Source organism: Empedobacter sp. UBA7248 (assembly GCF_002472945.1).
In the GTDB taxonomy this organism is placed as follows: domain Bacteria; phylum Bacteroidota; class Bacteroidia; order Flavobacteriales; family Weeksellaceae; genus Empedobacter; species Empedobacter falsenii_C.
Map to the genome: position 1 here is coordinate 218,314 of NZ_DKSU01000005.1, position 14,338 is coordinate 232,651.

Below are 14,338 nucleotides of genomic sequence, written 5' to 3' on the forward strand. Positions count from 1 at the left end.
ATGCTTAATAATTGGTTTAAAATATATTTTAGAAATACAATCAAGAACAAAGGATTTACATTTCTTACGATTCTTGGCTTGGCAATTGGAATTGCTGGTGTTATTTTTTCGACTTTGTATTGGAAAGATGAAACGAGTTATGATCAATGGAATCCTAATAAAGATAGAATTTTTGAATTAATCACATTTTTAAAACCTGATTTACAAATAGCTTCTACTACTGGTCCAATGGCGGAGTTGGTAAAAGAAAAATCAGATAAAATTGAAGAAACTTTGTTCTATCAATCTGGTTATTTGTCAGAACTTTATATCATTAATCAAAAGAAAGAATTATTAAATAAAATTGCAATCACAGGGAATAATTTCTTCGATTTTTTTCCTTTTGATTTTGTGCAAGGAAATAAAGAACAATTCAAGAATAATAGAAATGCAGTTGCGATTGAAGAGCAAGAAGCAAAACGAATTTTTGGAAATGAAAATCCTATCAATAAACAAATCAAAAATCTTAATGGAGAAATTTTAACTATTTATGGTGTTTATCAATTGAAAAATAATTCAGGGTTTTTACCTAAATATGTAATTTCTTCACCAAATCTCAATATTGATGATTGGAATAACTTTACCTATGCTTTATTGATTAAGTTAAAAAATCCTAATGATAAAGAAGTTGTAGAAAAATCTATTAATAAGATTTATTATGAAAATATTGTACAGAGATATGCTAAATTAAGAGGAATTTCTGTCGATGAATACATTAAAACATCGGGGTTAACGAAAGGATATTTACAACCAATAACAGATAGTCGTTTGAAAGCAGAAGTTACAGGATTTCCAGAAGACAAAGGAAATCTTAATTTCCTGAAAATTAATCTAGGTTTGTCAATTCTAATTTTATTGCTTTCAATTATCAATTACATCAATCTTTCGACAGCACAAACTATTCGTCGCGCGAAAGAGGTTGGAATCCGAAAAGTTTTAGGAGCTTCAAAGCAAAATATCATTTGGCAATTTTTGTTCGAAACTGCGATTACAACTTTTTTTTCTGTTCTTTTAGCACTTACATTGGTAGAAATAGGATTATCAAGTTATAATATATTGATTAATAAAAGCTTATCAATTAATCTCATTGAATTTGTTCCTTATCTAGTTTTAATTTTTTTAATCGTTATTCTTTTTTCTGGTATTTTTCCTGCGATTTATGTTTCAAATTTTAAAGAATTGAATGTTTTGAAAGGGAATTTTTCAAGAAGTAAAAATGGAATTTGGATTAGAAATTTGATGTTAATTATTCAGTTTACAATTGCTACTTTTTTTATTGTTGCTGGAAGTTTAGTGACAGAACAAGTAAATTATATGAGTAAAAAAGATCTTGGTTTTTCTGGTGATCAAATTATAAATCTTACATTGAGAAGATATGATTTAGGTGAAAAACGTTTAGATTTTTATAAAGCAATTAAACAAGATTTATTGAAGATAAAAGGAGTGAAAGATGTAAATGCTACAGCATTTAAGTTTGGAAATAATGCAATGAATTCTTCCCCAATGAAATTTCAGGATAAAAGAATTCAAATTCAAAATGTTCCAGTTGATTACAATTTCTTATCAATGATGAAAATAAAATTGAAGAATGGAAGAGATTTCGATTCAAAAATTACTTCAGATACGGTTAATAACATCATTTTGAACGAAACAGCGATGAATGAATTAGGAAATTTATCAATTGGAGATCAAGTTGATTGGAAAGAATATAAGTTTAATATTATTGGAGTTGTAAAGGATTTTAATATAGAAAATCCAGAAAATAAAATTTCTCCGATGATGCTTATCAACGTAAATACAGTCGATTGGTTGCAAAATAATCTTAGTGAAATTTATATTAAAGTTAATGCTGAAAACGTAACTGAAACAATTGCTGCAATCGAGAAGTTTTGGAAAGCTAAAGTTGATCAAGATTATCCATTTGAATATGAATTTATTGACAAACAGTTTGCGCGTTCGTATGAAAATTACACAAAACAAGAAAAAATGTTCAAGATATTGAATGTTATTGTGATAACAATCGCATTATTTGGATTGTTTGCGCTTTCTTCATACACAATCGAACGTAAATACAAAGAAATCGCCATTCGAAAAGTTTTAGGCGCAGAAACGTCTTCTTTACTACGAATTTTATCAAAACAATATATCTATTTCGCATTTATAGGTTTTGCACTTGCAATTTTACCAAGTTATTTTTTGATGCAAAAATGGTTAGAAAACTTTGCTTATCGCATTGATATCTCAATCTGGATTTATGTATTTGCATTCATTTTATTATTGAGTTTAACCTTAATTGTTGTTTTAATAAAAGCTTATTCTGCTACTCGAATCAATAGTTTAAATTACTTGAAATACGAATAATTCTCTGTTTTATGAATGCTAAATATTTTTTATTAATGGTCGTGCTTTTCTCATTTTTGGGAAAAGCGCAAAACCTAACGTTAGAAGATTGTTTGAATTTAGGGAGAGAAAATCAACCTGATTTTAAAATTCAGTCGATAAAAATTGATCAGAAAGTGGAAACTAAACGTTCTTTTGCTTCGCAATTTTTACCAACTATTGATGCTTCCGTTTCGCATGCATATAATTTTGGTTCGTCAATTGATCCTTCAACTAATACAAGAGAACCTTCTAATATTCAGTCAGATAATTTATCAATTAATGCTCAAATTAATTTGTTTGATTTTTCTAAATTAAATCAAACAACAATTCAAAACTATGATATCGAATTAGAAAAACTTGAATTAAAAACAATTCAAAATCAATATGATTTATTGGTTTTAGAAAAATATATGGCGGCTTTGGCTTTGCAAGAATGGCAAAATGTTTTGAAATCTCAAATGGAAAATGCTCAGATACAATTTGTTCGAATTTCAAAAGAAGTAGAGGAAGGGAAGCGCCCAAAAAGTGACTTTTATGATATTCAAGTTATCGTTCTTCAAGAACAAAATGATTTAGAAAAATCTAAACATGATGAAATTATAAGTAAAACTGAATTGATTCAATTATTGAATACTACTAGTGTTTCACCAGAAAATATGGAGTTACAACATCCTTTATTAGATGAAATAAATCAGAATGAATTCAATTTTTCAACTTATCCATCTATTGAAAAATATGAGTTGAACACGAAGAAAATCAATGAAGAATATAAGCAGTTATTTGGGAAATATGTACCAAGTTTATTTTTAAATTATTCATACGGAACTTTTTATGCGCAAAAAATTAAGAGTTTAGCAGATACAAATTTTCAATTTGGAAATCAATTAAAAGACAACAAAAGCCAATATATTGGATTGAATCTTTCTATTCCAATTTATTCGAGAGGAAATACAGCGCAACAACGTGAATTGAAAAAAATTGAATTGCAATTGAATGAAGCGCAAAAAAATAAAGAAGAAAAACGATTAAATGATTTGGTCAATCTTGAATTAAAAAAAATGAATTTATTGGAAGATTTGACGAATTCTTTAATTGAAATTGTAAAAGCTTCTGAACAATCTTTTGAAACTACAGAAACAAAATATAAGTTTGATAAAGTTGATGCTTCGGTTTACAAATCGTCTAAAAATCAAGTATTGCAATCAAAATACAATGAACTCAATAATAATTTGAGTCAAGTATTTATTCAAAATCAATTGAAAATTTTAGTAGCTAATTAATCACCCAAAAACAAAAAAAACGACTCAATTTATTGAGTCGTTTTTCTATTTATAATTTGTTATTTATTTGGTAATTGCGGTGGACGCATTTTGTATTGATTCTGTTTCAAACTCATCAAAAAAGCTTCTAACGCATCCATTTCCGAAGCAGTTAAATTCAATTTCTGTACTAACTCTGTTGTTTTTGGAAATAAAGAATCATTTTTCTGTATCTCATTTGGTTGAAAATGAAACATTCCGGCATTGTACATATTGATTACGCCACGAATTGTAGGAAAAAGTCCGTTGTGCATATAAGGTTCATTTTGAGGAACTTCTCGCAATGAAGGTGTTTTGAATTCACCAACATTTTTAGCCAATTTAGTTGTATTGTATAAACCTAAATCTTCGTATTCTCGACCATAATATGTCAAACCAATATTATGAAATTTATTATCCGAAAAATACGCTGTATTGTGACAATTGATGCAACGCGCTTTTGTGCGGAAAAGATGTAAACCTTCAATTTCTTGATCAGTTAATTCATCCGATTTTCCTGCAATAAATTTATCAAATCTATTTTTTGGTGATAAAATTGTACGTTCAAAGGTTGCAATCGCTTTTGTAATACGATTATTTGTTACTTTTTCGTCACCAAAAGCGGCTTTAAATAATTCTTTGTAACCATTAATTTCAGCAATTCTTTTTGTTGCAAAATCAATGTGATGATTCATTTCTTTTTTATCACGTATCGGAAATTCAGCTTGTTCTTCCAATGTTTTTGCACGACCATCCCAAAACATTACTTTTGAGTAAGCAACATTCATCAAACTCGGCGAATTACGCGCTCCCAATTGACGATCTTCACCATAAGGCACACGACGACCATCGCCCCAATTCAACTCAGGATCGTGGCAATTTGCACAAGAAATTTGATTCGAATTTGATAAACGAGGATCAAAAAATAAGGATTTTCCTAACTCAGCTTTCTCTTTAGAATACGGATTATCTTTAGGAAAAGGAACTTCGCCTAATGTACCAATATCTTCAAAACCATCTTTCAAAACACTTTCGTCCACAGTTGGTTTAGGCCATTTTGACTGATCTCCGCTACTATACAATGCACGTAATTCGGTAACTGTATAACCTTGATCGATTATTTTGTTACTATTAAACGCATAAAATAGAGTAGTCGCACCAAATGCAACGATTGGAAGCATTTTTTTCATCTTCATTCTAATAATTTAATTGAATTCCGAAATTCATTAAATACGTGTTATCTGTATTGATTTCGGTAAAATTGCTCTTATTTGTTGCAAATATACCTTTTAACTGCGTATATAGTTCGATTGTTTTATTGTTTTTTACCGGTAAAATATAACGAATAGAAGTTGAAGCATCAAAATGGTTGGTTGTATTATACGCATAATCATAAGCTGCAACATTATTGTAGAAAGTGTCTTCGTTGATTCCAGTCATTTTTGTATAATCAAAATAAGAATCCAACAATGCATAATAATTAAAAGCTAAACCAACATTTAATTTTGAATTATTCTTCAACATCAAATCTTTATTTCCATAAATACCAACATCAAACGATTTAATTTTCATGTCATAAATCGCTAAAGCATCGTAATATTTGTTCTGATTATAGCTTGTTTTGAATCCAAGAAAATAATTCATTTTCGAAGCTTCACGATTAGCTAAATTAACATCAAAATTTAGATTTTGTAAACGATTTTGATAATTCATTCCGCCAATAGAAACATCGTAATTTTCGCCATCTTTTCTTGAAAAATCTAAACGAGCATTGATTGTATTGTTATCAAATTTTGTCATGAAATTCGCATAAGCAAAATGCTCGTTGATATCCCAAACATAGATAAAGAACTTATCTTCTTTGGTTTTGCTATCATACATTCGTTGTTGATTTTCTTGGTAATTGTAACCTAAAATCAACCTTGTATTGTCTGAACTAAATTGATATCCACCACCGATTTTTGAAATGATATTTCGTGTAAAATATTCATAAATTGTTTTTTCGTTATCTATTTTATTTCTCAATGGATTATTAATTTCGCGACCATAACCAGCCATGTAACGCAAATAGGTATTCGAATTTTCTTCTACATCTTGATTTCTACCTTTATACTTTAGACTATAATCTTTATCTTTTCGACCATATGAACCTAACACAAAAATCTGATGTCCATCAAAAATTTGATAACCAACTTGAATTTCTCCAACTAATTGATTGTTTTTAATCTCTGGACGAGGATCTAATTTACGCGCCATTTTGTTGACATTCAATTCAGCTTTTGCAGCCAAAGTTAAATTGCCAAAATTTTTCGAAACTCCACCACGAATCAAATATTGCTGATTATCCCAATCTGCTGCACGCGGAACGTAGAAATATTGAGGAGAAAGCACTTGTTGCTCATCTGTACGCTCGTCAGAAAGGTTCCATGAAAGATTTTTTTCATTGAATTTCTGCAAGTCAATCATTCCGAAAATTCTAAAACCATTTTCAGTTGTGTACAAACCTTCGCTCAAAAAACCATAACGATTTGTTTCTTCTGCTGTTTGTTTACGCGCAAATTGATTGTTTTTATGACTGAAATAAATCCCTGTATGTGTATAATCTTTAATCGGTAAAGAATGTGTCGCAACAGGTAATTGCCAATTCAAATCTTTTATAACTTGTTCAGCTTCGTTAGAAGTTACTTTTATCGAATCATTTTCTTGTGCAAATGATGTACTTCCGAAAAGTAAACACGTAAAAGAAACAATTTTCAATAATTTGTTATCGTATGTTGTTAAATCAATTGATTTCATGTTTTTTAATTTCTATTGCGCAAAAATCTTTGGTTCAGCTTTGATGTTTACAAAATCGTTTATCGAATTATTTGTATCCTTCAAAATAATACGACCATTTACGGTTTTCTGTGTTTTACGAATAATAGATGTTGATGTATAAGAACCTCCTGTTAAATAAGCATATCCAGCATCTTGTTTGTTCTGTAATTTTTTCGGAACCAACTTACTTCCCATATCTTGTGTTGTTTCTACAGCATCTAAAATAAAATCATTTGGTAATTGTAAATATTGATACGTTGTTTTATTTGACGGATTTTTCACCTTACCAAAACCATTTATATCATTTTCATCAGCTCTAAAAAGAATATAAGCTTGACGACCTAAATTGTCTAACAATAAATCTTTATTTCCATTTGCCCACCACACAATATCTAAATCGGGAACAGCAGGATTTTGAATATCATACGAATATTGAGAACCTAAATAACTCGTCATATTTACCTCAAAGTCTGCATTTGATAAGTCGACTGTCAACTCTGGTTTCAAAATTTCGATCACTTTACCATTTGCATCGGTATAATTTCCTTTATGATTTATCGCCGTTTGTGCAATTGTAATACTTTGCCCTGGTTGAACGGGATAAGTTGTTCCATTTCCTGGAATACGAACCGCATTCGAAACATAAACATAACCCGTATTCGCTTCAGCACCTTTTGTATTTCCTTCACCTTTGGACCAATCTAATTGTCCATTTGCTTGAGAATATGATTGAGATTCGACTGTATTAGCACCAAATAATTGCCCAAAAATTAAACCATCTGCATAAATTACTTCATTCGAATTGTTATAAATCTCAATAAATTGATCTCTAAACAAAGCGCCTTCTTTGATATCAGAACCTCCGTAATAGATTTGTTTCAAGATTAAACCACCAATTATTTTAGCCGAATTTAGCTCGATAGCAATTGAAATATTTGAAGAATTTACACTCACATTTTGCGCAGATCCATTAAACTCAATATTATCTTCCGTTCCTGCATCATATCCAAATAAAGTTTCAAACTCTGCTGGAGTCAATGAAAAACTAACATTCGCTGAATATGTTCCTGGAATTAATTGAGGAAAAACCGCTTCACCATTACTGTTAGTAACAGCTTCATATATCATTCCTGTTTGCGTATTTTTAAGAATTGTTTTCGCATTTACAGGTAATTTTGAAGCATCAAAATCGCTATCAAAAGTAACTTTTGTAGTAAATGTAACAGGTTGAACCGCAGAATTTCCAAAATCATCATCAGAACAAGAATTAAATAATAAACTTGCTAAAATAGGAGTGAGAAGTATATACTTTTTTAACATAATAATCTTTTTTGAAATTGTTTAGAATTAGAAAGTGTATTCAATTTTACCTCCCAATGAAAATTTTGCGATATTAGAGACTCTTCTTTCTCCAGAATCGTTGATATAAGTAGGTTTTAAGCCTAAAACATTTGTTGTATAAACAGATACTTTGAATCCATTTAAGAAATCTTTGGAAATACGTAAATGAAAATTATGCAATGAATTTTGTAATTCTGCTAATGTTTTTTGCGGCGCTTTAATCAAATGTCCGTACAAATCTGTATTTCCTTGATCTTCAACAGGAATTGCATGATAAACAGAATTTTCATCTAAATATCCGATTGGATTTCTATTGTTGTATTTATCGTGATTTTGAATAAAAATATGTTCTGTACGAAGAGATAAAATCAATCCAACTTTTTTTAGATGATAATTAAAATTTGTTCCAAACATTAAAGCTTCATCATTCGATTTTGGATTATAATAGACAGCATATTTCTCTTTTGCTAAAACATTTGTAGAAGCTTCATATTCATAAACAGGCTTATTATTTGTTGTTTTTGTGTACGAACCATTCACCGAAATATCTAAATTTAGAGATTTGATTTGGTTAAAATTCATAAACATTTCAATACCTTTATCCTTCGATTCTAAGTTATTTTCTAATGTTGAATATTTAACTTGATAAGCTTCTTTTCCAATTACAGAATAGGTTGGAGTAGAAGTAGACGTGTCCACACTAATTTTAGACCCTTCTAAAGTTGAAATATGATCAACTTTTGAAATACCATCTTTCAATTGATTATAATATCCTGTTATATTTAATGATCCGAAAGGTAAATTAACATCAAAACCTATTTCTGAATTGTAAGATCTACTTGGTTTCAAATTTAAATTATTTCCTTCCAAAAGAAACGTTTCAATCCAGCCATATTGTTTATTATTGACATAATAAATTCCGTCTCCCAACAAACGATCATAAATTCGATCACCTGTAAATAACTGATTTAACGAAGGTGCTTTAGAAGCAATTCCGTATCCACCACGAATTCTAAACACTTTATTGAACGCGTAAGAGGTATTTATACGCGGTTGAAATGTGTTATTTCCATATTGATTATCAAATCTAAAACCTAAATCTAATTTGAAAACATTATCATTTTCGCCAAACTTCACAATTCTATCTTCTGCATAAACAGACAATTGCCATTGCGTTTTGGTGTTTTTGAAATTATAATCACGATAACCCAAACCTCCTTTTGCACCGCTTAATGTATAATAGTTAGGCGTTGTATTTTCGTCTGTATATGTTCCACGACCTTTATTAGAACTTGATCGAGAAGATAAACCAACAGAAAAGGTATGGTTCCAATTGTTTTTAGATTCGTAATTTTTTACACCTTCTATATTCAAGAAAGTAGACATGGGAATTCCTTCTACATTTTTGACAAACCTATATTGATTTGGTAAAAATATCGCATCAGAAATTCCATTTTCCGTAGAAGTTGTAACTGCAGCAGTTGCTACATTATTCCAACGTTCTTCTTTCGAATTTTGCTTTTCATAACTTATGTTTGCATCAACATTTAAAGCGTCAATCCAATCTTTTTTCAAGTTCCATTTCAGATTATTAGATAATCGAATTGAGAACTTATCATTCTTTATTTTAGGATCCGAAATATCATCTGGATCATATTTTATTTTATCATTATTGATTGCAAAACTTCCTTCTAAAGTATTAACCAACGTATTGATTTTGTTCGATGATTTCCACGCTGCATTTGTCGTAATACGATTATAAGATTTCAAATTATCACGAACATCTTCATTAGATGCCAAATAATTACCCGACAAACTCAAGAAATTTCTATCATTAAGCTTGAAACCTTTTGATATATTATATTCTGTCGTCGCATCTAACATCGAAATAGAAGCGCGTAGGGGAGTTGCACCAACTTTAGAATTGATGATGATTAATCCTGAAGTTAAATCTCCATATTTTGCAGGAGCAATTCCTTGAATAATCTTGACTTCATCGATATTAGCCGTTGTAATTTGACGCAAATCTACACCATAACTCGGGTTGTTAAAATCATTGAAACCACCACCAGTTAAAGAGGTAAACGCTTGCATATTTTCGTTGTTCGAAATTGGAATATCATTGACTACAATCGACGTCCCAAATGCTTTATTCTGAAAATAATCTTTACGATCATTATTTGTATTACTCGACAAACTTCCTGATAATCCCAAATTATTTGAAGAAATCGCAGTTCTAAAAACAACATTTTTGAATTCGTTGTTGTTAAAATCCATTGTAACTTGTCCTGGTAATTGTTGCAAAACTTCGTTTAACGAAAACGCTTGCACATTTTCTATCGCTTCTTTACCAAGCGTAATTTCTGAATATTCTTTTTTCTTTTTCGGGAAAATATTAACCTGTTCTAATCGTAAAGTTTGATTATAAAGAATAATCGAAACGTTATTCTCTGAAGAATCTACAACAATTTCTTGTGTTTCTTTTCCTTTTTGAGAAAAAGACAAATTAGTATTCTCGTTCGTTAATTCGATTGTAAAAATTCCGTCAGAATTAGTTTGTGTCCATCTTTTACTTTGTGGATCTTGAACCTGTACGTTAGATAATTTTTTACCATTTTCGTCGGTTACAGTTCCGGTAATAATTCGTTGTGCATTTACAAAACCAAATGTACCCAATAGTGAGAGCGCTAATAAACCTTTTTTCATCAATAAGAAAATTGTGGTGCAAATTTATTTTAAATTAATCTAAATAGCAATAGAATAAAAATCATATTTTAATAAAACATTAAATATTAATCAAAAGAAGTAATATTATTACGTCAAAGATTATGTTAAATAGAAAATGATTAAATTTATACAAAGATGAAAAGAAGTGTATCAAGAATATTTAATTCCAATTTCCATATAAGGAATAATTAGAATAAATGGTAAATATTTATTGGTTAAGAATAATCGAAATGAATGGGAATTACCTGGAGGAAGATTAGAACCAAATGAATTGACAGAAGAAACTCTTGAACGTGAAATTTATGAAGAATTAAATATAAAGTCTAAAGTTTCAAAGATGCAAATAATATTCAGTATAATGAAATTATAATAAGTAAAGAACATTCATATTTTGGATTATTTAATCTAGAAGAATTAGAACATATGGATATTCCGAAAGGATATCTAAATTCTATAAAAATATCTGTATAGGAGATTGTTTAAATACTTACTTAACATAATAAAGATTATTAACAATATTATTTCAAAGAAATAATATTGTTATAATATATATTATGTTAAATTGAATGATAAAATCTACCTATTTATGATAATCAATAAGCTTTTGGTGAAACTGGTTTTTATAATTTGCAAACATTAAAAAAGAATAATAATCTAGCTTATCATATATTGTTTCATATTATATTGAATCTATATTTAGTTTGAAATAAAAAAACCTCCAAATTATTGGAGGTTTTTAGTTATATATAATTGTTATTACATTTTTGGCATTCCTGGGAATCCACCTGCTGGCATATTTTTAGACATTGTTTCCATCATCTTTTTACCATTTGCAGAATTCATAAATTTCATCATTTTTCCCATTTCAGAGAATTGTTTCAATAATTGATTCACTTCTTGTAAAGATGTTCCTGAACCAGCTGCAATTCTTTTCTTACGAGAATTATCGATAATATTTGGATTTTGACGCTCTTTTTTTGTCATTGAGTGAATAATCGCTTCAACACCTTTAAAAGCATTGTCGTCAATATCTACATCTTTCAACGCTTTTCCTGCACCAGGAATCATTCCAACCAAATCTTTCATATTACCCATACGTTTGATTTGTTGAATTTGTTTTAAGAAATCATCAAAATCGAAGCTATTTTTTGCAATTTTCTTTTGTAAACGTTTTGCTTCTTCTTCGTCAAATTGTTCTTGAGCACGCTCTACTAACGAAACAACGTCACCCATTCCCAAAATACGATCTGCCATACGTTCTGGATAGAAAACATCTAAAGCTTCCATTTTCTCTCCAGTAGAAATAAATTTGATTGGCTTGTCAACAACAGTTCTAATCGTTAAAGCAGCTCCACCACGTGTATCACCGTCTAATTTTGTTAAAACAACTCCATTATAATTCAATACTTCATTGAAGGCTTTTGCTGTATTCACCGCATCTTGCCCTGTCATAGAATCTACAACAAATAAAGTTTCGGTAGGATTAACTGTTTGGTGAACGCGACGAATTTCATCCATCATTTGTTCGTCAATCGCTAAACGACCAGCTGTATCGACGATAATTACATTATTTCCGTTTTGTTTTGCTTGTGCAATCGCTGATTGAGCAATTTCTACAGGATTCTTGTTTTCTAAATCAGCATAAACATCCACACCAATTTGCTCTCCTAAAACTTGCAATTGATTGATGGCAGCCGGACGATAAACATCACCAGCAACTAATAATACTTTTTTGTTTTTCTTAGTTTTAAGGAAATTAGCTAATTTACCAGAAAAAGTTGTTTTACCAGAACCTTGTAAACCAGCAATTAAAATAATTGTAGGATTATCATCTACTTTCAGTTCAGTAACCTCACCTCCCATTAATTTTGCTAATTCATCATGAACAATTTTTACCATTAATTGTCCAGGATTAAGCGATGTAATTACGTTTTCACCTAAAGCTTTTTCTTTTACTGTATTTGTAAAATCTTTTGCAACTTTATAACTAACATCGGCATCAACAAGGGCTCTACGCACTTCTTTTACGGTTTCTGCAACGTTAATTTCTGTAATTTGTCCTTTTCCTTTTAAGGTATGTAATGCTTTATCTAATTTATCCTGAAGATTTTGAAACATTTTGAGTCAATTTTAGGACACAAATATAAAAAAATTATACCGAATAATATAAAATCACACAACAAGGGTTTTAATTGATTAATAATGTTTAAATTGCCGACTCAAATTTTGGTTGAATGAAAAAAGGTTTAGTACTATTTTTATTCTTTGTTACTGGGGTGGTTTTCAGTCAAACAAAGAATAACCAAACTTATTATTTTTTTTCCATCGCTTATGGACAAGATAATGAAGTTTATGTAACAGATGTTTATGAAGCAAGCATCGATAACAAAGATATCTATGGCAAACTGGCAGATAGATATACAAAGTTTCAAAATTATTTATTAAAAAATGGAATGATTAATTCTTTAAAAGAAATTCAAACGGGTTACGAAAAGAATTATCAGAAAAAAGAACAAGCTGAAGCTGAACAAAAATATTTTCTATCTACATTAGAAAAACAACAATTTACAGCGAAAATGATTAATTATTCGCTTTAAAACACAAAAACCACTTCATTTGAAGTGGTTTTTTATTTCTATTTTGAACTAATTTATTGATCATTTAATAATCGCGCAGCTTCTTTTGCAAAGTAAGTTGAAATCAGGTCTGCTCCAGCTCTTTTGAAACAAGTTAAAGACTCTAAAATAACTTTATCATTATCTAACCAACCTTTTTCTACAGCAGCTTTTATCATCGCATATTCACCTGAAACCTGATAAACAGAAACTGGAACTTGTAAATTATCTTTCACTAGTTTCACAATATCTAAATAAGCCATTCCTGGTTTTACCATCAAAATATCTGCACCTTCTTCTACATCTGCAATTGCTTCGCGCAACGCTTCTTGCGAATTATGGTAATCCATTTGATAGGTTTTTTTGTCTTTCGGAATTTCTTGAGAATCAACTGGTGCAGAATCTAAAGCAGTACGGAAAGGTCCATAAAAAGATGATGCATATTTCGCAGCATATGTCATAATTCCTACATTATGAAAACCGTTTTCCTCTAAAGCAGCTCGCATCGCTCCTATTCGACCATCCATCATATCAGAAGGCGCAACAAAATCGGCACCAGCTTCTGCATGAGACAACGTCATTTTTACTAAAGCATCAACAGTTTCGTCATTAATAACTTCTCCATTTTTGATGATTCCGTCGTGACCATAAATTGAATATGGATCTAAGGCAACATCAGGCATTACAATCATTTCTGGAACAGCATCTTTAATTGCTTTGATTGTATTTTGCATTAATCCGTTTGGATTCCAAGCCTCTTTACCTGTGTTATCTTTTAAGTTATCACTAACTTTACAATATATGTTAACTGATTTTATACCTAAATCCCAAATTTCTTTTACTTCTTTTACAGTATTGTCAAGAGATTGGCGGTAAATACCTGGCATTGCAGCAATTTCTTCTTTCACACCTTCTCCTTCAGCCATAAAAATTGGTAAAATAAAATCGTTTGGTGACAAATGATTTTCGCGAATCATACTACGAATTGATTCATTTTTGCGTAGTCGTCTATGTCTGTTATATAAAAACATTTGATTAAAATTTTAGACAAATTTACTCGATTTCATTTGAATAAGGCTAATGAATAATATCAATTATATTTATTAATTTTAAAAGAAA

General features: G+C 29.8%; 10 protein-coding genes. 4 read left to right on the forward strand and 6 right to left on the reverse strand.

Annotated elements, in window-relative coordinates; translation table 11 throughout:
• Positions 1-2,400 carry an ABC transporter permease gene (locus B4A23_RS03370; protein ID WP_291116854.1) on the forward strand — a complete coding sequence of 800 codons (2,400 nt, stop codon included), beginning with the start codon at positions 1-3 and terminating at the stop codon, positions 2,398-2,400.
• An 11-nt stretch (positions 2,401-2,411) separates the two neighbouring features.
• Positions 2,412-3,701 carry a TolC family protein gene (locus tag B4A23_RS03375; RefSeq protein WP_291116857.1) on the forward strand — a complete coding sequence of 430 codons (1,290 nt, stop codon included), beginning with the start codon at positions 2,412-2,414 and terminating at the stop codon, positions 3,699-3,701.
• Between the two features lie 59 nt (positions 3,702-3,760).
• Here the strand turns inward: B4A23_RS03375 and B4A23_RS03380 are convergent, their stop codons facing one another.
• From B4A23_RS03380 to B4A23_RS03395, 4 genes are read right to left on the reverse strand one after another with little or no spacing between them, the layout of a single operon-like run.
• A complete protein-coding gene (locus tag B4A23_RS03380; RefSeq protein WP_291117470.1) occupies positions 3,761-4,909 on the reverse strand; it encodes a cytochrome-c peroxidase in 1,149 nt (382 codons plus the stop codon).
• 7 nt (positions 4,910-4,916) lie between these two features.
• Positions 4,917-6,515, reverse strand: coding sequence for a DUF6850 family outer membrane beta-barrel protein (locus B4A23_RS03385; protein WP_291116860.1), 1,599 nt, complete (start codon positions 6,513-6,515; stop codon positions 4,917-4,919).
• A 12-nt stretch (positions 6,516-6,527) separates the two neighbouring features.
• On the reverse strand, positions 6,528-7,856 hold the full coding sequence (locus tag B4A23_RS03390; RefSeq protein WP_291116863.1) for a DUF4876 domain-containing protein: 1,329 nt from the start codon (positions 7,854-7,856) through the stop codon (positions 6,528-6,530).
• Between the two features lie 27 nt (positions 7,857-7,883).
• On the reverse strand, positions 7,884-10,583 hold the full coding sequence (locus B4A23_RS03395; RefSeq protein ID WP_291116866.1) for a TonB-dependent receptor: 2,700 nt from the start codon (positions 10,581-10,583) through the stop codon (positions 7,884-7,886).
• 214 nt (positions 10,584-10,797) lie between these two features.
• Between B4A23_RS03395 and B4A23_RS16535 the strand changes: the two genes are divergently transcribed.
• Entirely contained in the window at positions 10,798-10,974 is a 177-nt protein-coding gene (locus B4A23_RS16535) for an NUDIX domain-containing protein (RefSeq protein WP_414647056.1), read from the forward strand.
• A 386-nt stretch (positions 10,975-11,360) separates the two neighbouring features.
• Here B4A23_RS16535 and ffh read toward each other — a convergent pair whose 3' ends face one another.
• A complete protein-coding gene (gene ffh, locus B4A23_RS03400) occupies positions 11,361-12,722 on the reverse strand; it encodes a signal recognition particle protein (RefSeq protein WP_038334138.1) in 1,362 nt (453 codons plus the stop codon).
• 116 nt (positions 12,723-12,838) lie between these two features.
• Between ffh and B4A23_RS03405 the strand changes: the two genes are divergently transcribed.
• Positions 12,839-13,201 (forward strand): hypothetical protein, encoded by a 363-nt coding sequence (locus B4A23_RS03405; RefSeq protein WP_291116870.1) that lies wholly within the window; start codon positions 12,839-12,841, stop codon positions 13,199-13,201.
• A gap of 53 nt (positions 13,202-13,254) precedes the next feature.
• On the opposite strand, the gene hemB is transcribed toward B4A23_RS03405, so the two are convergent.
• Positions 13,255-14,250: a porphobilinogen synthase gene (gene hemB, locus B4A23_RS03410; protein WP_038334133.1), complete on the reverse strand. Its 996-nt coding sequence runs from the start codon at positions 14,248-14,250 to the stop codon at positions 13,255-13,257.
• Between the last annotated feature and the right edge of the window lie 88 nt (positions 14,251-14,338).